Origin of the sequence: Vibrio sp. TRT 1302, assembly GCF_050113875.1 — a bacterium.
Taxonomy (GTDB): Bacteria; Pseudomonadota; Gammaproteobacteria; order Enterobacterales; family Vibrionaceae; genus Vibrio.
In genome coordinates, this window is record NZ_JBNJOF010000030.1 from 1 (window position 1) to 20753 (window position 20753).

A 20753-nucleotide genomic window follows, 5' to 3' on the forward strand; every position below is an offset into this window, starting at 1 on the left:
GGAGCGACACACGAGGTTCGAACTCGTGACCTCAACCTTGGCAAGGTTGCGCTCTACCAACTGAGCTAGTGTCGCATCAACAACGTTTCCGCTGTTCAGGGCTGCGAATTATAAGTGCATTTTTTTGTGATGCAAGTCCTTCATGCAAAAATAATCTATTTTTTTTTCGTTTGGATAAAAAGCGCACACCAATAGACAAACAAGCTTGATATTTATACAGAACCTAGGCTTCGCATGATGAAGTTTAAGTCTGAACAAGAGTTTAAAATGCGATGTTGTACAGCCTTTTACGCCATGTAGGTCGCAGGCCAATCACATTTTATATATAACTAGTGTTTATAAATCCCCCAAACGAATCATGCAGTTAAGCGTTGTCGTGGTAGGTTCTCTTATCTATGTCATACCTCAAGCACTATTGGAAAGCCCTGATATCCGTGGTTCTGGTCGCCTTCATTGTTGGATGTGGCTCGATCCCGAAACCTGTACGCAACTTGGGTAAAAGTGATGTGGATTTTGTCATGGACGTTCACGCTCGACAATTGAAAGAACAAATGGTCGAGCTAACCCGCAAACTGTATGTCCGAAATCCGATCCAGCTAAAGAAAAATCCTCAAGCAACCATCGACAGCCGTATCGCACAAATTTTTGGTGCTGAAGATAGTATCGAACTCCCTCCGCTCATTTTTGACGAACTTAACGGAGTCACCGGGATTGACGCGATTTTGCTGAGTTTTGATGACAACTATCAAGGTGATAGGGTGTTTGCCGCGATCGTCGGTTTGTCCGAGATGCTCAGACGCTCATACAACCACCAGCAAGAATTCTTTATTCTCGATTCTCTAGATGAGCAATCTCTCTACAACAGCGCTCGCAATATCGAAGTGTTTGTTTGGCGTCTCTATCATCGCAAAGACAGCGAAGGTAACCCTCTCATCTACAGTAATTCCTTCGATGAAGATGGATCCGACATAAGCTTTGATCGCCTATTTTCCAAGATGGTTATGATTCAAGACATGATGGCTTTGATTGTCGCCGACAAGACGAATCGAAGCATTACTAAGGTTGTACAAGGCGTCGCTCAGTTCGCTTTCCTGCCAGTCCCTTAATCGCACTTAGCTCAGATAAAAATAGAGCCAGCAAGTATGCTGGCTCTATTTTGTTAGATTGAAATAATGGTATTTCGGTAGTATTGCAGCTCTGCAATCGACTCTCGAATGTCATCCAAGGCTAAATGACTGCCTTTCTTCGAAAATCCGTCCAGTACTTCAGGCTTCCAACGGCGAGTCAGTTCTTTCAACGTACTCACATCAATGTATCGGTAGTGGAAATACTCTTCTAACTCAGGCATGTGTTTGTAGAGGAAACGGCGATCTTGCCCAACACTGTTACCGCATATTGGTGATTTGCCTTTCGGCACCCATTTTTCTAGAAATTCTATTGTTTGACGAACGGCTTCTTTCTCATCAATCTTACTATTGCGAATACGCTCGACTAAGCCACTACCGGTATGGGTTGTGGTACACCATTCATCCATTTTTAGCAGTTCTTCTTCAGGCTGATGAATGGCAAGTACGGGTCCTTCAGCTAAAATATTCAATTCACTATCGGTGACAATGGTAGCGATTTCGATGACTTTATGAGTTTCAGGGTCTAGTCCTGTCATCTCTAAATCTATCCAAATCAAATTCTGATCGCTAAAGGACATAAATCGTTGCCTATTGGTTTTCTGATAAAAAAGGTACTATACCCAAATTCCGATACCCAAGATAGTTTGAGATGATCTCCTTCTTGCTGGTATCACTCAATAAATTAATCAATTGAAGTAGAGAAACGTGGCTAAAAAGAAAAAGCTAACCAAAGGTCAGGTAAGGCGCGTGCGTCATAACCAGAAGCGCAAACTCGATCAAGAAGAGTCAATCCAGTGGGATGAATCTATGCTTGGTAACAGTAAGTCTGGCCTGGTTATCACTCGTTTTGGGCAACACGCAGATATCGAAGATCTTGAAACCGGTGACATTCAGCGTTGTAACTTACGTCGTGGCATTGAAACCTTAGTGTCTGGCGATAAGGTCATTTGGCGTCCGGGTCTCGAGTCAATGGAAGGGATCAGTGGTGTTGTCGAAGCCGTAGAGCCTCGAACCTCTGTACTAACACGCCCAGACTACTATGACGGCCTTAAACCTGTGGCTGCCAACGTTGATCAAATGGTGATCGTTTCTTCTGTTTTGCCCGAGTTATCGCTCAATATCATTGATCGCTACCTAGTTGCTTCTGAAACGCTAAACATTGCGCCGCTGCTGGTTCTGAACAAAATTGATTTACTAGAAGAACAACAGCTCGCTGAATACAAAACATGGTTAGCCGAATATGAGAAAATTGGCTACAAGGTACTCTTTGTAAGTAAACAGACAGGCGAAGGCATCAAGGAGCTAGAAACCGAGCTTACCGACCGAATTAACATTTTCGTTGGACAGTCTGGTGTGGGTAAATCCAGCCTAGTTAACGCATTGATGCCTCAGTTCAATGTGGAAGAAGGTGAAATTTCTGAGAACTCAGGCTTAGGTCAACATACAACTACAGCTTCTCGCCTTTACCACATTCCGACAGGCGGTGATTTGATTGACTCGCCAGGGGTGCGTGAATTTGGTCTTTGGCATTTGGAAGCGGACGAAATCACTAAAGCCTTCGTAGAATTCCGACCTTTCCTAGGCGGCTGCAAATTCCGTGACTGCAAACACAATGACGATCCTGGTTGTGCATTGCGCCAAGCTGTCGAAGAGGGTGACATCAACCAAACTCGCTTCGACAACTATCATCGAATCTTGGAGAGCATGGTGGAGATGAAAGCCAATCGCCAATATTCTCGAAACAAAAAAGCCGATTTATAATCGCAAATTTGTAAGCAAACTATCGCAACTACTGACTTTTGGGTGCAATTTGAGTAACATCTCGCGCCCAGAATATAGTCAATCAAGCAAATAACATTGGAATTGAACACAATGGATAAGATTAAAGTTGGACTGCAATATTGGATTCCACAACATGGCCTAACACGCTTAGTGGGCAAGCTAGCTTCTGCAAAGGCTGGCGGTCTAACAACAGCGATCATTCGCTGGTTTATCAAACAGTACAACGTCAACATGGACGAGGCGCTTCACTCTGATCCTAAGCATTTTAAGACGTTCAATGAATTCTTTGTCCGTGAACTCAAAGAGGGAGCGCGACCTATCACTGAGGGTGAGTCAATCATTACTCATCCAGCTGACGCGTGCGTGAGCCAGTTTGGTCCAATCACAGATGGAAAACTAATCCAAGCAAAAGGTCACGACTTTTCTGCTCAAGAACTGCTCGGCGGCGACGCAGCTCTAGCTGCAGAGTTTGCAGAAGGTGAGTTTGCCACTCTTTACTTGTCACCACGAGATTATCACCGTGTACATATGCCATGCGATGGCACATTGCGTCAGATGATCTACGTACCTGGCGACCTGTTCTCTGTAAACCCACTGACAGCAGAAAACGTGCCTAACCTATTTGCTCGCAATGAGCGCGTTGTGTGTATTTTTGATACCGAATTTGGCCCTATGGCACAGGTACTTGTTGGCGCAACCATCGTAGGCAGTATTGAGCAAGTCTGGGCAGGTACGGTAACACCACCTCGCGGTAACACGGTATACAAGTGGGATTACCCTGCTGAAGGTGATAAATCCGTTATTCTCAAGAAAGGCGAAGAGATGGGCCGCTTTAAACTTGGCTCAACTGTCATCAACTTGTTTGCAAAAGATGCCATCGTGTTTGATGAGTCTATGCAGAATGGTCAAGCAACCGTAATGGGTACGGCCTACGCTCATACTAAGCAAGCGTAAAATTAGTACCAAACCGGCAAATATTATCAGCCCCGAAAGTTCGGGGCTTTTTATTGACGCAAAACAAATCCCACTCAACAAATTCAATTGTTTAACAAAACTCTAGACTAGCTCTAAGACCTGACATTGTTTGTAAATTAATCTATAGCCTCATCAAGTTATCTGTGAGGTCACCTTCTCTATGCCCAAGGTAGAATCAGGAATCGTCATCAAACTCTTAGTCAGTTTCGGTCTGCCCATTGCTGTGTTGTTTATGCCTATCGATTGGATTCCGATTGATGACTTAACATTGATTCAGCATCGCTTACTGGCCATTTTTCTTCTTGCTGCGCTACTGTGGGTATTAGAGCCCGTTCCAGTTTTTGCTACATCGATACTCATTATTGCGCTTGAGCTGGTTATGATTTCGAACAAAGGACTCCACTTGTTCCGAACGCCACCTAGTGGGCATGATCTTGGTGAACTAATGAATTACACCGATATCTTCAGTGCGTTCTCTTCACCGATCATTATTCTTTTCATGGGCGGCTTTGCGCTTGCTATTGCAGCCTCAAAGTATGAACTTGATAACAACCTTGCGCGCGTTCTACTCAAGCCATTCGGCCACCAGCCTAAATTCATCATGCTAGGTCTAATGCTCATTACCGCCATTTTCTCAATGTTTATGTCTAACACGGCTACTACGGTGATGATGCTTGCACTACTTGGTCCGATTGTCGCTTCTGCACCAAAAGGAGATTTGGGCATCAAGGCTCTGGTACTGTGCATCCCTATCGCAGCAAATACAGGCGGTATCGCAACACCAATTGGTACACCACCAAACGCGATTGCACTTCAATATCTGACAGGCGAAAACAGTATCGACTTCCTTAGCTGGATGATGATGGGCTTACCGTTTGTCATTGTTCAACTGACTATTGCTTGGTTCTTGCTGCAAAAACTTTTCCCTTCCTCTCAGCAAACCATGAAACTAAAACTTGATGGTCAGTTCCAGAAGAATTGGAGAGCCATTGTGGTCTACGCAACGTTCGCGACGACCATCCTGCTGTGGATGACAACCAAGATTCATGGCATGAACACCTATGTCGTCTCCATCATTCCTCTAGCCGTATTTACCTTAACGGGCATTATGGGTAAAGCCGAACTGAAACTGATTAACTGGGATGTACTCTGGCTGGTTGCCGGGGGGATAGCGATTGGTATTGGTCTTGATAAAACAGGGCTTGCGTCAGCTCTGGCACACGCAGTTGATTACGAGTCGTTGTCTCCGATTGCCGTTGTTCTGACCATGTCGCTCATCTGTTGGCTGATGGCAAACTTTATGTCTAACACCGCAACGGCAAACTTATTGATGCCCATTGCTGCGGCTATTGGTGCCTCTATGGAAAGTCTTGCTTCTGTTGGTGGATTACAGGCTCTACTCGTTGTCGTCGCATTTTCAGCCTCACTGGGCATGATTCTACCAGTCTCTACACCACCAAACTCTTTAGCTTATTCAACCGGATTAATTGAAAGTAAGGATATGGCAAAAACAGGTCTCATCATCGGTGTGATTGGGTTGTCGATTGTCTATGCCGGTGCTCTGCTTCTGACTTAAGACAGAGAGTTGGGTTTGGTTGTTCTTCTCAACGAAACCCAACTCAATAAACCTTACAAATAAAGTGGTTAATTAGTAAATTCAATACATGGATCACCTCAATTAACCAATTTCGGATATAAAATCAGTCGGATATAAAAGTACCCCCTTCTCACTGTCAAAGTGAGAATATGTGGCGGTCATTGCTATCTAGAGACATACGTCTATTCCCTGTCGGCTCACTCGATAGCTTTCACTCCGCCCTTCTCGTTTTATTGTCTCTGTTATGAAGGAAAGGCAATGAGAAATACAATCAAACTAAAAATTCAGATAGCGATTGCGATCGTCATAGCGGTTGTCTCAGGAGTTCAAGCTTGGATTTCCGTCAGTCAACTGAAACAAGAAACCACCTCTGCGCTCAATAGCGAGATGGCGAATATCAGCCATGCAACTTCCCGTTACATCAGTGACTGGCTTGCTATTCGAAGCGACATGATGCTTGCCAATGAAAAAACCATCGTAGAATCAGATGACTCAGATAGAGAGATGCTACTGACCAAACGCGCTGGTGACTTTCTTTCTGTATATGCGGGATTTGATGATGGCTCGATCGCCTACGGAGACAAAACGGAAGATTGGCCTGCGGACTATGACCCAAGAACTCGTCCTTGGTACAAAGATGCTATGACCGCATCCGGTTTAATTATTACCGAACCTTATCAAGATTTTGATGGCAGTATTGTGGTCAGTTTCGCCAAAGCATTTTCTGGCAACAAAAACGGCGTATTAGCCGCCGACCTGACAGTAACAAACATCATTAGCGAGGTACTCAACATCTCGCTAGATAACGATGGCTTTACTTTCTTAGTTGATGGTAATAACAACATTGTTGCCTATAAAGATGAAAAGCTCAGTCAGCAACCACTGACCAAGCTCAACCCTAACCTGACAAGTGAAAAAGTCAGTGAGCTGGTTGCAGCTTCAGCGATCTCGACCATCAGTTGGCCAGGAAAAAATGAGCAACTTATCTATGTCGTTAACGTCCCGACAACGGATTGGTCCCTCGGCATAGTGGTAGACAAAGAACTGGCTTTCGCTTCAGTGACGGAACAAATTCAGTTTACCGCTCTCGCATCCATTGTGCTTTATTTGGTGATTGCAACGTTCAGTACCATTACCGTCACCCGTTTGCTCAAACCACTGCAAGAGTTGTCCGCTTCGCTTCTTGAACTCTCAAAAGGTGAAGGCGATCTCACCCAAAGAATTGAAATCAAACGTCAAGATGAAATCGGTGAAGTAGCGGAACACGTCAACCATTTCCTCGAACAGCTGCAAACCATGATTAGCGGCATCATAAATCATAGTAACACCTTAACGCAGCAAGCGATTCAGGCTAACCAACTGTCTGAGCAAGCCACTCAGCAGATAGAAGCTCAGCAAAGCGACGTGAATCAGATTGCCACGGCGATTCATGAAATGTCAGCCACTGCTGCAGAAGTGGCAAGCCATGCAGAGATGACTGCAACGGCCTCGCAAACGTCATCTTCAGCCTGTCAAGATGGCCATGTGGTCATAGAAAAGAATCGCCAAGCCATTGTAGAGCTGGCGAATCAAGTCAACTCAGCATCAGGGGTCATTTCGGAGCTAGAGAGCAACACCAAAAGCATCAATCAGATTTTGTCGACCATTCAGGAAATCGCCGAGCAAACTAACTTGCTAGCCCTGAACGCGGCAATAGAAGCGGCACGTGCTGGAGAGCAAGGTCGCGGATTCGCGGTTGTTGCTGACGAAGTTCGCGTACTAAGCCAACGTACTCATGGCTCAACCGAAGAAATACGCAACATGATCGAGACATTGCAAAACAACACCAAACTCGCGGTGAATAGTATGCAAAGCAGCACTTCGCTTGCAGACACAAGCGTTAACTATGCTCAACAAGCCGCAGAAAGCCTCGCTGATATTACCGAAGCGATTACGGCCATCAATGACATGGCACTACAAATTGCTAGTGCTGCCGAAGAACAACGTGCGGTGAGTGAAGACATTAGTCGCAACACTCAGGGTATCAAAGACGCATCTGACGTTCTGGCAGAACAAGCGATTCAGAGTAGTGCGAGTGCGAACAACATGCGCCACTCGGCTGAAACCATGCGAGCAGAAGTGGGACGCTTTAAGGTTTAACGCTTTGTTTTAAGTCTATTTTGATGCATATTGTCAGCCTGTATTACTCCCACATCACAAGGACATGGAGTCGATGGGTTATGAATGGCTGGCACTGGCAGCTGCGTTTTTATGGGCAGTTGCCAGCATACTCTCGGTGGTTCCGGCTCAGCACTTAGGCACGTTTGCTTATAGCCGTTGGCGTATGGGATGTACCTCCGCTATCCTCGCGTCGATTGCGCTCTTTACAGGCGGCTGGGCTAGCGTAGAAAGCAGCGCCATATCTGCGATGATGCTATCTGGTGTGATTGGTATCTTCATCGGTGATACGGCGCTATTTGCGTGCTTGAATCGTATGGGTCCACGACAAGCTGGCTTGCTGTTTTCGTGTCACGCGGTCTTTTCTGCCATTCTCGGTTACTTCTTGTTTAGCGAGACCATGACTCATCTAGAGCTATTGGGTTCTGGGTTGGTATTCTCAGGCGTATTAACGGCAATCTTCTTTGGTAGAAAAGGTCAGTCCAATAACCAATTAGAGTCCATAAATGGCAAAGTCTGGGTTGGCGTTTGCTTAGGACTGTTGGCAGCCCTGTGCCAAGCACTGGGAGGCATCATAGCCAAACCTGTAATGCAAACTGAAATCGACCCCATCGCGGCATCGGCAATGAGAATGATGACTGCATTTGCTGCACACTGCTTGTTTTATCTAACAGGCGCAAAACTCGCTCGTGCTACTCGCCCAATCAATATCAAAATCTTCTCTATTACCGCCCTTAACGGCTTCCTCGCTATGGCGGTTGGGATGACACTTATCCTTTATGCACTTCAGCAAGGGAATGTGGGTATGGTTGCTCTGCTCTCTTCGACGACACCTATCATGTTGTTGCCTATACTTTGGATTTATTCAGGTAAACGCCCTAACCGCTTCGCATGGATTGGGGCGATTGTCGCGGTTGCTGGTACTGGGATACTGGTCAGCTAGTAGCGATTATAACAATAGGTATTTCCGACTTTCTTTTTTCATTAGACACGTGAAAATGGAGCAATTGAAGCAAGTCACTCGGACGGTGTAATTTGAATACATTTTGAGTCGGGTGAAAGATAGCAACATTATTTAGCAAACAATATTTGATCTTAACCTACAGTTTTGGTTAAAAAGTGTAGTAAAATTACGCTAATTTTGTTTCCAAAGTTACTTTGAAATTTGACGAGGTCATCACTATGACAGCTAAGAAGCCAATGGCTCTAGTTATTCTTGACGGTTACGGACACCGTGAAGAAACTGCAAGCAATGCGATCGCTAACGCTAACACTCCTGTATTAGACGGTCTGTTTGCTAACAATCCAAATACTCTAATCTCTGCTTCTGGCATGGATGTAGGCCTACCTGACGGTCAAATGGGTAACTCAGAAGTCGGTCATACCAACATCGGTGCTGGCCGAGTGGTATACCAAGACCTTACTCGTATCACGAAATCAATCTCTGACGGTGAGTTCACGGAAACCGCAGCTCTAGTAGAAGCGATCGATTCAGCGGTTAAAGCAGGTAAAGCCGTTCACATTATGGGGCTAATGTCTCCAGGTGGCGTACACTCTCACGAAGATCACATCTACGCAGCCGTTGAAATGGCAGCAGCACGTGGCGCAGAAAAGATTTACCTACACTGCTTCCTTGATGGCCGTGATACGCCACCACGCAGTGCAGAAGGCTCTCTACAACGCTTCCAAGACCTATTCGCTAAACTAGGCAAAGGTCGTGTTGCATCTCTAGTTGGCCGTTACTACGCAATGGACCGTGACAACAACTGGGATCGCGTTCAAGTAGCTTACGACCTACTCACTCAAGCTAAAGCAGACTTCACTTATGATTCAGCAATCGCTGGTCTTGAAGCCGCTTACGCTCGCGAAGAAAACGACGAATTTGTTAAAGCAACTGCAATCAAAGCTGACGGCCAAGAAGATGCAGTAATGCAAGATGGCGATGCGGTTATCTTCATGAACTACCGTGCTGACCGCGCTCGTCAAATCACACGTACTTTCGTACCTGATTTTGCTGGCTTTGAGCGTGCAGTATTCCCTGCGGTCAACTTCGTCATGCTAACGCAATACGCTGCAGACATTCCTCTAGCCATTGCCTTCCCACCAGCTTCTCTTGAGAACACGTACGGCGAATGGTTATCTAAGCAAGGTAAGACTCAGCTACGTATTTCAGAAACAGAAAAATACGCGCACGTTACTTTCTTCTTCAATGGCGGTGTTGAATCTGAATTTGAAGGCGAAGAACGCCAACTTGTTGCTTCTCCAAAAGTCGCAACATACGACCTACAACCAGAAATGAGTTCAGAAGAGCTAACAGAGAAAATGGTTGCGGCAATCAAATCTGGCAAGTACGACGCTATTATCTGTAACTACCCTAACCCAGACATGGTTGGTCACACTGGCGTTTACGAAGCGGCTGAGAAAGCCATTGAAGCCGTTGATGCTTGCGTAGGTAAAGTCGTTGCAGCTATCGAAGAAGTTGGTGGTCAAATGCTGATCACTGCTGACCACGGTAACGCAGAAATGATGGTAGACCCAGAAACTGGCGGCACGCACACTGCGCACACGAATCTGCCAGTTCCTCTAATCTATGTGGGTGACAAAGCGGTTGAGTTCAAAGAAGGCGGTAAACTGTCTGACCTAGCTCCAACAATGCTAGCACTGACTGGTCTAGAAATTCCTGCAGAAATGTCAGGCGAAGTATTGGTTAAATAATTTAACTGGATACCTTCATATCAAGCCCGAGCATCAGCTCGGGCTTTTATTTTTCTGATATACCCTTATCACCAGCAAGTTTTAACATTCCTCTTTCGTGTAGCGAATTTGTTTGGGTATACTGATTGCCTGTCAAATAGTTAGGATTGATTTGAACAATGGCTGCCACTTACCTCCGGACAATTTCAGCCGGTAAACGACTCGTGACTCTCGGGTTAATTCTTTCTGCCTGTTCATTATCTCCTAGCTACGCTGCAACCAACGCAGAGCTAAAGGGCGTCAGTGGTGAAATCTCGCGCCAAAAGAATGCGCTCACTTCACAACAGAAAAAACTCGACTCCCTACAGCAGTCGCTTAAATCGCAAGAAACAACGATTAATCGACTCGAAAACGAGATCAAACAATCCAAAGCAGCTCTGCAAAGCACGAACCAAAATATCGCAACGTTAGAGAGTAAGGTCGATAATTTGGAACGAGACAAGAAAGCCCAGAGTGATAAGTTAGCTGAGCTGATTCAGACCTACTACGTCACTCAACGTGCTAAGTCGTCAGCGAACATTCTGAATCAAGGCGTTGAAGAAGATCGAATTAGCCAATACTTTCAGCACCTAGCCAAACAACGTGCAAGTACAATTGCTGAGTTAGAAGCAACCGTGACCGAGCTTGAACAAAGCCGTGAACAACTTAATTTGGAAAAACAACAAATTACAACCTTGCTGAACCAGCAAACCAAACAACGAGATGAGCTAACCAAAGCCCAAAGTCAGCGTAAGGGAACGGTATCTCAGATTCAGAAAAGCATCTCCAACGACAAAGTTTACCTCTCTGAATTGCAACGCAATGAGACAAGACTAAAAGCTGAAATTGCAAAAGCCGCCAAGAGAAATGCCGTGCCAATGGATGGCCTAGCAAAACAAAAAGGCAAACTGCCTTGGCCACTAAAAGGTACAACGCTTCATAGCTATGGCAGCCATCAAACCGGGCAAATCAAATGGAAAGGCATGGTAATCAATGCCAATTATGGGCAATCAGTCAAAGCTGTTTACTCAGGTACGGTCGTATTCGCTGACTATCTACGTGGCTATGGCCTAGTTGTGCTACTCGATCACGGCAAGGGCGATATGACTTTGTATGGATTTAATCAAAGCCTACTGAAAAAAGAGGGAGACAAAGTCGCTGCGGGTGAGAGCATCGCACTTGCAGGAGATACTGGAGGTCAGTCTCGTCCATCCCTCTACTTTGAAATTCGCCGCAACAGTAAAACTCAAGATCCTAAAGCTTGGTTAACTCGATAACAAAAAGGCCTGATTGTTCAGGCCTTTTAAAGGTTAAGAGTAATAGGACTCAACCGTTTCAATAAATCGTTCAAGATCCGTTGGCTCTAACGCATTTATCCCTGCCGCTGCTGCACGTCCACCACCTGATGGAAATTGGCTACATATATCCCCAGCTCCCTGCTTGTTGTGAAGCGGTGCGCGCAATGAAACGGTATAAGTTCCATCAAGATTTGTCGTTAATACCGCATGCGCTGAATCGGGATTTTGGTTGGCGAGTAAGTTGCCGTAAACGCCACTGATTCGCCGAGAAGAGGCATCATTAGGAAGCTCAAATAGCCCCAATTTTTCACTGTGATACTTTGGAGCAATGGCCAGTGCCTTGTCCATATCTTGCTGATACGCAGCTCGAAGAACATAAAACGGCGAGGCTTGATCAGCAATCACAGCAAATGGATCATCATAAGCCAAAAGCTGCTCGAACAGGCGCACCGGATCAAAATGAAGGTCTTCCAACTTGGCACCATACCCATTGTAATTGATCAAGGTACCGAGCTCTTTCAACTGTTCTTTCTGCTGAGAAGATAACTTGGCGTCATCTGCGAGTTGTTCCGCTTTGGCAATCAGGTTGTCACCATAAGCAGCCGTAATCGCCCATGCGTGAAAGCGACCATTTAACAGCTTATCGATAATAAGTGCGGTACATGTATTGGGATCAAGATCGATATGGGCGGCTAAGTTAGCATGCTGGGGAATATCACCAGACTTATGATGATCGGCATAAAACACACTTGCACCTGCCGCAAGAAGAGCTTCTAGCCCCACTTTGTTTTGTTCCATTGAGATATCCAAAGCCACGACTGAGTCACCGGGGTTCACCGATAACTTCTCCAATAACTGAATATCACGCTTTACCCCAGATACCAAAATCGACGCTTTAGGATCCGCTAGTCGGAGTTGGAGCAGTGCGATGATGCCATCAGCATCACCATTAAAAACATCATAGTGCATAAAAAAACCCATCAAAGTCGCTTTCGCCACTCTAATGGGTTAATCATCTTTGTACAATTTCAATTAGTTATGACTAAGCATGAATCGCTTTAACGCCATCTTCCAACAATTGTAATTGTTCTAGACCTTGTGCCGTCGCTTTGGGTTTGACCACCGAGATCATCTGCAGCATTCCCTGATGGATCACTTGTTCAGTAATCTGTGTTTTAGGAGACATTGCCGCTTGATACCCCAGCCAGCTTGACGCGATCAAGTGCAGAGTTGTCACTAATGACTTCATCTCACTATCAGCGACCGTCACTAGTTCTAACCCAACAAAAGCACGCATGATATTGATAAGATTAGCCTGCAACTTATCCTGTACTTGAATGTACTCCTCATGCAATTGCTCATCTCGCTGCAAGATCTCTGGCAAGTTGGCGTAGAAAAAACGGTATTTCCACATCAGAGTAAAGATCGAGTCTAAATAGTGTTTAAGTAATACTAAGCTCTCTTGCTGACCCTGAATCGGCGTAAAACGTTCCAGCAACTCATTGGAGTACAAAGTAAAAATCTCGCGCACAATTTCCTGTTTATTGCGGAAATGGTAATACAGATTACCCGGACTAATATCAATATGCGCCGCTATGTGGTTAGTGGTGATATTCCTTTCACCATGCTCATTAAATAGGTCCAGTGCAGCAAGCACTATCTTGTCACGAGTTTTCATTAGTTGTTTGAATCCCTTTCCATTTCTAAAGGCAGTATAGCGACTAGTGTAACCTATAACAAAAAAGCGCCTGGTCATATCAGGCGCTTTCATTCAATTACTCAATTATTTGTGGTACGGCTTAGATAACTCATGCACCGCTTCAACAAATACACCCGCATTTTCTGGCGGCACATCTAGGTGAATACCGTGGCCTAAGTTAAATACGTGACCAGTACCCGCATCACCGAATCCTTCTAGGATAGTGGCAACTTCTTCACGGATACGCTCTGGAGATGCGTACAGCATTGAAGGATCCATATTACCTTGCAGTGCCACTTTGTCGCCTACGCGCTTAACAGCATCTGCAATGTTAATCGTCCAGTCTAGGCCAACCGCATCACAACCTGTAGCTGCAATCTGTTCTAGCCACATGCCACCGTTTTTGGTGAACAGAGTAACAGGAACACGGCGACCTTCGTTTTCACGGATTAGACCATCAACGATTTTGTGCATGTACTGAAGTGAGAAGAGGTTGTAATCACGAGGAGTAAGAACACCACCCCAAGTATCAAATACCATGACGGATTGAGCACCAGCTTTAATCTGTGCATTTAGGTACTCGATGACACTGTCTGCAAGCTTATCAAGCAACAGGTGCAGCGTTTGTGGTTCCGCATACATCATCTTTTTGATCTTAGTGAATGCTTTAGAGCTACCACCTTCAACCATGTAAGTCGCTAAAGTCCATGGGCTACCAGAGAAACCAATTAACGGAACATCACCATTAAGATCTTTACGGATCTGACGCACTGCGTTCATAACGTATTGCAGTTCACCTTCTGGATCTGGCAGACCAATTTTCTCTACGTCTGCTTTACATGTAATTGGATTATCAAACACCGGGCCTTCACCTGCTGCGAAGCGCAGACCTAATCCCATTGCATCAGGGATAGTGAGAATGTCTGAAAACAAAATGGCGGCATCTAGAGGAAAACGGCGTAGTGGCTGTAATGTTACTTCCGATGCAAGCTCTGCATTCTTACACAAAGACATAAAGTCACCCGCTTCTGCGCGAGTCGCTTTGTATTCAGGAAGGTAGCGACCGGCCTGACGCATCATCCATACAGGAGTGTAGTCTACAGGCTGCTTTAGTAACGCACGAAGGTAGCGGTCATTTTTTAGTTCTGTCATTCCGTTTATCCGATTATTAGGCTCAACTTTGTGGCGGCTATTCTAACACTGTTTGGCTCTCAAAAGCTGTGTGCTTTGCAACCTAGATCAAGTTATTAACTTTTAAATCAGTGCTTAATTTGCACCCACTCATTATCAGTGTTAAAAATTTGTTTGCTAGCGAAAACTACAATTATAAACTGGACACTTCGTGTTCAGCATCTCATAACGACATCTTACTTACCCCCTCCTTCTGGAGGGTTTTTTTTATTTAAAATTCAAAAAGATAATTACTTGGCCAATGTAATTGTATGCTCAATTAAGGCCCGAGCAATGGTTCCTTCCGGAGCAACGGGTGGTAAATGATCAACATCAAACCATTGCGCATCACTCAGCTCGCTATAATCGGGTTTCAGCTCACCCGAATGATAATCGGCCAAAAAACCCATCATCAAACTTGAGGGGAAAGCCCAAGGCTGGCTGGAAAAATAACGAATATTGGTCACATTAATACCCGTCTCTTCCTTCACTTCACGAGCAACACACTGTTCCAACGTTTCACCAACCTCTACAAATCCTGCAATCACGGTGTACATTCCGTTGCGATGCCTCGGATGCTGAGCCAGTAACAATTCGTTATCTCGTCTTACCGCGACAATAATACAAGGGAAGATACGTGGATAATGCAACGTCCGGCAATCACCACATTGCATAGCTAGCTGATTATGATTTAAGTGATTCCGTCCTCCACACTGGGGACAAAAGCGCAATGTCTGCGACATATGGCCATATTGAATCGCCTTGCTCATCAAAAGAAACAGCGCTTGCGGAAAGTGCAAGCAATCACGTAGCGAGGTAAGGTCCAGCTCGGTATTAATGTCAGCCTCATTGAGCCAAAAAACCGGTGTATTTTCGTAGTACCCAAGTTGAGTTGCCTGATCGAAAGGTAGACCTAAATCATCAGCAAGACCTTTAGGAAGTTGACCATCTATCAGCCAAATGTCGCTTCCTGAAACAACACACCAATAAGCATCTTTCATACGGTTTGTATCACCTTTACGTAACATTAGCTCGCCTCTCCACTTGCAGTTCATCTATTTTACTGGCAATCTAAATTCATACCAGAGTTTGTAGTCACGCAATTTCAAGGCTATAAATTTTAGTAACGACAAGAGGTTGTAACTCTGAACAGGCTTTGGGACCAAAGCGTAATGATCACCAGAGAAGTGATCCGATCATGAGGATATGGTCATGTTGAATAAATTCAAACAAACACAAGAACAATGGGGTGGCTCAAGTGAAGTCATCGATCACTGGCTTGAAACCAGACAATCACTCATTGTTGAGTATTGTAAACTAGCCGCACTTCAACCCTGCTCTACTAAATCTGCACTGTCATCGCTGCCAACTCCACAAGAACTCCAAGTATTTTGCCAACATCTCGTCGACTATATCTCTGAAGGACATTTCAAGATCTACGACATGGTAATGGACAAATGGCGAGCGACAGGATTTGAAGCAACCGACGAAATTAACCAAGCTTATGGCAAGATCGTCCTGACGACTGAACCGTTGCTCAATTTTACAGACAAATATGCCGCAGTAAGTGACGAGGACACGTTGGACAGCTTTGACAGCGATATGTCTCTTATTGGGGAGATCATCGAAGTAAGGTTTGAAGTCGAAGATAAGCTGATTCAGATGATTGCCGACAGTCTGGCCGTTCCTCCCGGCGCGTAAGCGAGAAGCGGAAAAACTTTGAAGGGTTGGCGCAACGGTGTCAGCCCTTTTTGTTTTCAGTAACGATTCTTTTCTCTTGCTACCAAGCCCCTCAAGACCAAAGCGCCTATCCGTTGACAACCAAAGTCAACCTCAAGTAAGGCGTTGTCCGATCCCCTTATCCTGCCGTGATGCATTACAGATCAATTTAGGATGTCACTAAAAACAAAAAAGGCACCCGAAGGTGCCTTTTATCATTTTTCACTCTAACGATTACTCGTCAGTAGAGAAACCAGCGTTTAGTAGTGCTGCAAGGTTGTCAGTCGCTTGTTCAGCTGAAGGACCTTCTTGCTCTTCTGCACGCTTAGCTTGACGATCTTGGTGGTAAGCGAAACCAGTACCTGCAGGGATTAGACGACCTACAATTACGTTTTCTTTCAGACCACGTAGTTCATCACGCTTACCAGAAACCGCAGCTTCTGTTAGTACGCGAGTTGTCTCTTGGAACGATGCCGCAGAGATGAACGACTCAGTTGCTAGCGATGCTTTAGTGATACCTAGTAGTTCACGTTCGAAGCGTGCTGGCTCTTTGCCTTCTGCTTCTAGTGCACGGTTAGCAATCTTAACGTTAGCGTATTCTACTTGCTCACCTGCTAGGAACTCAGAGTCACCAGCGTGAGTAATAGTACACTTACGTAGCATCTGACGAACGATAGTCTCGATGTGCTTATCGTTAATCTTAACGCCTTGGAGACGGTATACTTCTTGAACTTCGTTCGCGATGTATTGAGTCACAGCGTGGATACCACGTAGACGTAGGATATCATGTGGAGACTCTGGACCATCTGCGATCACGTCACCACGTTCAATCTTCTCGCCTTCGAATACGTTAAGCTGACGATGCTTAGGAATCATCTCTTCGTACGTCTCACCGCCATCGCGAGTGATAATTAGACGACGCTTACCTTTCGTCTCTTTACCGTAGCTCACAGTACCTGTGTGCTCAGCAAGGATCGCAGGCTCTTTCGGCTTACGTGCTTCGAATAGGTCAGCAACTCGTGGAAGACCACCAGTGATGTCTCGGTTACCACCAGACTTCTGAGGAATACGTGAAAGCGTATCACCCACACCTACTTCTGCACCGTCTTCGATGTTAACGATAGCTTTACCTGGTAGGAAGTAGTGAGCTGGCATTTCAGTACCAGGGATCATTACATCGTTACCTTGCTCATCAACAAGTTTGATTGCTGGACGCATATCTTTACCTGCTGCTGGGCGAGCTGCCGCTTCAGTTACTTCGCTTGAAGATAGACCTGTTAGGTCATCCGTTTGACGAGAAACTGTTACACCGTCGATCATGTCAACGAATTGGATGCGACCTGCCACTTCAGTGATGATTGGCATAGTGTGCGCTTCCCAGTTCGCTACTGTTTCACCAGCTTGAACTGAATCGTTGTCGCCTTTAGTTAGTAGAGAACCGTAAGGCAGTTTGTGTTTCTCTTTCGTACGACCGAACTCATCAATAATAGTCAGTTCAGATGCACGAGAAGTGATAACAAGCTTACCGTCTTTGTTCGTTACAAACTTAGCATTGTGTAGCTTAACCGTACCTGTTGTCTTAGCTTGGATGCTGTTCTCTGCTGCTGCAGTAGATGCCGCACCACCGATGTGGAACGTACGCATCGTAAGCTGTGTACCCGGCTCACCGATAGACTGAGCAGCGATTACGCCCACTGCTTCACCTTGGTTCACTAGGTGACCACGTGCTAGGTCACGACCGTAACACTGTGCACAACAACCGAAGTCCGCATCACAGGTAACTACAGAGCGCACTTTCATGCTGTCTACTGAGTTCTCTTCCATGATTTGACACCACTTCTCATCAATTAGAGTGTTACGTGGGATCAGAACTTCTTCTGTACCTGGCTTAAGAACATCTTCAGCAACAACACGACCTAGAGCTAGCTCAGAAAGTGCAACTTTAACGTCACCACCTTCGATGTGCGGCATCATGTCAACACCTTCGTGGGTGCCACAGTCGTGCTCGTGTACTACTACGTCCTGCGCAACGTCTACTAGACGACGAGTTAGGTAACCCGAGTTCGCAGTTTTCAGTGCCGTATCCGCAAGACCCTTACGAGCACCGTGCGTTGAGATAAAGTACTGAAGTACGTTTAGACCTTCTTTAAAGTTCGCTGTGATAGGCGTTTCGATGATTGAGCCGTCTGGACGAGCCATCAGACCACGCATACCAGCAAGCTGACGAATCTGAGCTGCAGAACCACGAGCACCCGAGTCAGCCATCATGTAGATGCTGTTGAATGACTCTTGTTGCTCTTCTTCACCGTCACGGTTTACTACCGTTTCAGATGAAAGGTTTTCCATCATCGCTTTCGCTACGCGATCGTTGGTCGATGCCCAAATATCGATCACTTTGTTGTAGCGCTCACCCGCAGTTACAAGACCAGATTGGTACTGTTCTTGGATTTCGCGAACTTCTGCTTCAGCTTCTTCGATCTCAGTGTATTTAGCTGCTGGTACAACCATATCGTCGATACCAACCGATACACCAGAAAGTGCCGCGTAAGCAAAACCTGTGTACATGATTTGGTCAGCGAAGATTACCGTGTCTTTCAGACCAAGCTTACGGTACGCTTCGTTAAGTAGGTTAGAGATTTGCTTCTTACCTAGCTTTTGGTTAACGATGCTGTACGGTAGACCTTCTGGCACGATTTGCCACAACATTGCACGACCGATAGTTGTATCAACTAGCTTAGTCTCTGTTGTGCTGTGACCATCTTCGTCTCTTACAGTCTCAGTGATACGAACTTTAACGCGAGCGTGTAGCTCAGCAGTCTTAGTGCGGTATGCCTTCTCAGCTTCTGCTGGGCTAGCAAGGTACATACCTTCGCCTTTCACGTTGATCTTTTCACGAGTCATGTAGTAAAGACCCAATACAACGTCCTGAGAAGGTACGATGATCGGATCACCTGACGCTGGCGACAGAATGTTGTTTGTCGACATCATCAGAGTACGAGCTTCAAGCTGTGCTTCTAGAGTTAGAGGCACGTGAACCGCCATTTGGTCACCATCGAAGTCCGCGTTGTATGCCGCACACACTAGTGGGTGTAGCTGAATCGCTTTACCTTCGATTAGTACTGGTTCGAACGCCTGGATACCTAGACGGTGAAGTGTAGGTGCACGGTTCAATAGCACTGGGTGTTCGCGGATAACTTCGTCTAGGATATCCCAAACGATCGCTTCTTCACGCTCAACCATCTTCTTAGCCGCTTTGATTGTAGTCGCAAGACCACGAGTCTCTAGCTTGCTGTAGATGAATGGTTTGAATAGCTCTAGTGCCATCTTCTTAGGAAGACCACACTGGTGCAGACGAAGGTATGGACCTACTGTGATTACAGAACGGCCAGAGTAGTCTACACGCTTACCTAGAAGGTTCTGACGGAAACGACCTTGTTTACCCTTGATCATATCAGCAAGAGATTTCAGAGGACGCTTGTTCGAACCAGTGATCGCACGACCGCGACGACCGTTATCTAGAAGTGCATCAACAGACTCTTGCAGCATACGTTTTTCGTTACGTACGATGATGTCCGGAGCAGCTAGCTCTAGTAGACGCTTCAAACGGTTGTTACGGTTGATTACGCGACGGTATAGGTCGTTCAGATCAGATGTCGCAAAGCGACCGCCATCTAGAGGTACTAGAGGACGTAGATCTGGCGGAAGTACCGGAAGCACAGTTAGGATCATCCACTCTGGTTTGTTACCAGATTGAACAAACGCTTCAACTAGCTTCAGACGCTTAGTGATCTTCTTACGCTTAGTCTCTGAGTTAGTAGACTGAAGCTCTTCACGCATCTCTTCGATTTCAGCAGGCAGATCCATAGACGCAAGTAGGTCTTTGATCGCTTCTGCACCCATCTTAGCCGTGAACTCGTCACCCCACTCTTCTAGGCGATCTAGATACTCTTCTTCTGTAAGCATCTGAGATTTTTCTAGATCAGTCATACCTGGTTCAGTTACTACGTACATTTCGAAGTAAAGAACACGCTCGATATCACGTAGAGGGATATCCATTAGTAGACCGATACGAGACGGTAGCGATTTTAGGAACCAGATGTGAGCTACTGGAGAAGCAAGCTCGATGTGGCCCATACGGTCACGACGAACTTTAGTTTGTGTAACTTCAACGCCACACTTCTCACAGATAACGCCACGGTGTTTTAGACGCTTGTATTTGCCACAAAGACATTCGTAGTCTTTTACTGGACCAAAGATACGCGCACAAAACAGACCATCACGCTCAGGCTTGAACGTACGATAGTTGATCGTTTCAGGTTTTTTAACTTCACCAAAAGACCATGAACGGATCATGTCTGGTGAAGATAGACCGATTTTGATTGCATCAAATTCTTCGGTCTTATGCTGCGCTTTTAGAAAGTTTAATAAGTCTTTCACAATCAGCTCCTGTAAGGAGTTAAAAGGAGCTCACCCGCAAAAGTGAGCACCTTCTACCA

Annotated in this window: 15 protein-coding genes and 1 tRNA gene; 9 read left to right on the top strand and 7 right to left on the bottom strand. The window is 45.6% G+C overall.

The features are described from left to right. Nucleotides 1–2: 2 nt before the first annotated feature. Nucleotides 3–75: transfer RNA gene (locus tag ACQEXP_RS20085), tRNA-Gly, on the bottom strand. Between the two features lie 320 nt (nt 76–395). Between ACQEXP_RS20085 and ACQEXP_RS20090 the strand changes: the two genes are divergently transcribed. Beyond that, on the top strand, nt 396–1106 hold the full coding sequence (locus tag ACQEXP_RS20090) for a hypothetical protein (protein WP_269378491.1): 711 nt from the start codon (nt 396–398) through the stop codon (nt 1104–1106). Nucleotides 1107–1159: 53 nt separating this feature from the next. Here the strand turns inward: ACQEXP_RS20090 and orn are convergent, their stop codons facing one another. Then, nucleotides 1160–1705 carry an oligoribonuclease gene (gene orn / locus ACQEXP_RS20095; protein WP_269378490.1) on the bottom strand — a complete coding sequence of 182 codons (546 nt, stop codon included), beginning with the start codon at nt 1703–1705 and terminating at the stop codon, nt 1160–1162. Between the two features lie 127 nt (nt 1706–1832). Here orn and rsgA point away from each other — a divergent pair, with 127 nt between their 5' ends. From rsgA to ACQEXP_RS20130, 7 genes are all read left to right on the top strand, one after another. Next, nucleotides 1833–2888 carry a small ribosomal subunit biogenesis GTPase RsgA gene (gene rsgA, locus ACQEXP_RS20100; protein WP_269378489.1) on the top strand — a complete coding sequence of 352 codons (1056 nt, stop codon included), beginning with the start codon at nt 1833–1835 and terminating at the stop codon, nt 2886–2888. Nucleotides 2889–2999: 111 nt separating this feature from the next. Then, nucleotides 3000–3863: an archaetidylserine decarboxylase gene (gene asd / locus ACQEXP_RS20105; protein WP_138971446.1), complete on the top strand. Its 864-nt coding sequence runs from the start codon at nt 3000–3002 to the stop codon at nt 3861–3863. Nucleotides 3864–4044: 181 nt separating this feature from the next. After that, nucleotides 4045–5460: an SLC13 family permease gene (locus ACQEXP_RS20110; protein ID WP_269378487.1), complete on the top strand. Its 1416-nt coding sequence runs from the start codon at nt 4045–4047 to the stop codon at nt 5458–5460. Between the two features lie 279 nt (nt 5461–5739). Next, nucleotides 5740–7620, top strand: a complete 1881-nt coding sequence (locus ACQEXP_RS20115; RefSeq protein ID WP_269378486.1) for a methyl-accepting chemotaxis protein — start codon at nt 5740–5742, stop codon at nt 7618–7620. A gap of 73 nt (nt 7621–7693) precedes the next feature. After that, on the top strand, nt 7694–8581 hold the full coding sequence (locus ACQEXP_RS20120) for a DMT family transporter (protein WP_269378485.1): 888 nt from the start codon (nt 7694–7696) through the stop codon (nt 8579–8581). Nucleotides 8582–8820: 239 nt separating this feature from the next. Next, a complete protein-coding gene (gene gpmM / locus ACQEXP_RS20125; protein ID WP_426971364.1) occupies nt 8821–10353 on the top strand; it encodes a 2,3-bisphosphoglycerate-independent phosphoglycerate mutase in 1533 nt (510 codons plus the stop codon). A gap of 158 nt (nt 10354–10511) precedes the next feature. After that, a complete protein-coding gene (locus tag ACQEXP_RS20130) occupies nt 10512–11648 on the top strand; it encodes a murein hydrolase activator EnvC family protein (protein WP_426971365.1) in 1137 nt (378 codons plus the stop codon). Nucleotides 11649–11681: 33 nt separating this feature from the next. Here ACQEXP_RS20130 and ACQEXP_RS20135 read toward each other — a convergent pair whose 3' ends face one another. The 4 genes from ACQEXP_RS20135 to nudC form a co-directional block, all read right to left on the bottom strand. Continuing rightward, nucleotides 11682–12638, bottom strand: a complete 957-nt coding sequence (locus ACQEXP_RS20135; protein ID WP_426971366.1) for a DHH family phosphoesterase — start codon at nt 12636–12638, stop codon at nt 11682–11684. Between the two features lie 73 nt (nt 12639–12711). Next, on the bottom strand, nt 12712–13347 hold the full coding sequence (locus ACQEXP_RS20140; protein WP_138971452.1) for a TetR/AcrR family transcriptional regulator: 636 nt from the start codon (nt 13345–13347) through the stop codon (nt 12712–12714). A gap of 105 nt (nt 13348–13452) precedes the next feature. Next, the gene (hemE, locus tag ACQEXP_RS20145) at nt 13453–14520 is read right to left on the bottom strand and encodes a uroporphyrinogen decarboxylase (RefSeq protein ID WP_138971453.1); all 1068 of its coding nucleotides are present in this window, start codon (nt 14518–14520) and stop codon (nt 13453–13455) included. A gap of 269 nt (nt 14521–14789) precedes the next feature. Further along, complete coding sequence (gene nudC, locus ACQEXP_RS20150; protein WP_426971367.1) at nt 14790–15566, bottom strand: NAD(+) diphosphatase; 777 nt, start codon at nt 15564–15566, stop codon at nt 14790–14792. Nucleotides 15567–15744: 178 nt separating this feature from the next. Here nudC and rsd point away from each other — a divergent pair, with 178 nt between their 5' ends. Continuing rightward, entirely contained in the window at nt 15745–16239 is a 495-nt protein-coding gene (gene rsd / locus ACQEXP_RS20155; protein WP_269378480.1) for a sigma D regulator, read from the top strand. 252 nt (nt 16240–16491) lie between these two features. Here the strand turns inward: rsd and rpoC are convergent, their stop codons facing one another. After that, nucleotides 16492–20694 (bottom strand): DNA-directed RNA polymerase subunit beta', encoded by a 4203-nt coding sequence (gene rpoC, locus ACQEXP_RS20160; RefSeq protein WP_269378479.1) that lies wholly within the window; start codon nt 20692–20694, stop codon nt 16492–16494. Nucleotides 20695–20753 lie beyond the last annotated feature (59 nt).

Bases quoted from the DNA above. Each gene is read 5' to 3' on its own strand.
- ACQEXP_RS20090 (WP_269378491.1), top strand. From the start codon at position 396: ATGTCATACCTCAAGCACTATTGGAAAGCCCTGATATCCGTGGTTCTG.
- orn (WP_269378490.1), bottom strand. From the start codon at position 1,705: ATGTCCTTTAGCGATCAGAATTTGATTTGGATAGATTTAGAGATGACA.
- asd (WP_138971446.1), top strand. From the start codon at position 3,000: ATGGATAAGATTAAAGTTGGACTGCAATATTGGATTCCACAACATGGC.
- ACQEXP_RS20110 (WP_269378487.1), top strand. From the start codon at position 4,045: ATGCCCAAGGTAGAATCAGGAATCGTCATCAAACTCTTAGTCAGTTTC.
- ACQEXP_RS20115 (WP_269378486.1), top strand. From the start codon at position 5,740: ATGAGAAATACAATCAAACTAAAAATTCAGATAGCGATTGCGATCGTC.
- ACQEXP_RS20120 (WP_269378485.1), top strand. From the start codon at position 7,694: ATGGGTTATGAATGGCTGGCACTGGCAGCTGCGTTTTTATGGGCAGTT.
- gpmM (WP_426971364.1), top strand. From the start codon at position 8,821: ATGACAGCTAAGAAGCCAATGGCTCTAGTTATTCTTGACGGTTACGGA.
- ACQEXP_RS20130 (WP_426971365.1), top strand. From the start codon at position 10,512: ATGGCTGCCACTTACCTCCGGACAATTTCAGCCGGTAAACGACTCGTG.
- ACQEXP_RS20135 (WP_426971366.1), bottom strand. From the start codon at position 12,638: ATGCACTATGATGTTTTTAATGGTGATGCTGATGGCATCATCGCACTG.
- ACQEXP_RS20140 (WP_138971452.1), bottom strand. From the start codon at position 13,347: ATGAAAACTCGTGACAAGATAGTGCTTGCTGCACTGGACCTATTTAAT.
- hemE (WP_138971453.1), bottom strand. From the start codon at position 14,520: ATGACAGAACTAAAAAATGACCGCTACCTTCGTGCGTTACTAAAGCAG.
- nudC (WP_426971367.1), bottom strand. From the start codon at position 15,566: ATGTTACGTAAAGGTGATACAAACCGTATGAAAGATGCTTATTGGTGT.
- rsd (WP_269378480.1), top strand. From the start codon at position 15,745: ATGGTCATGTTGAATAAATTCAAACAAACACAAGAACAATGGGGTGGC.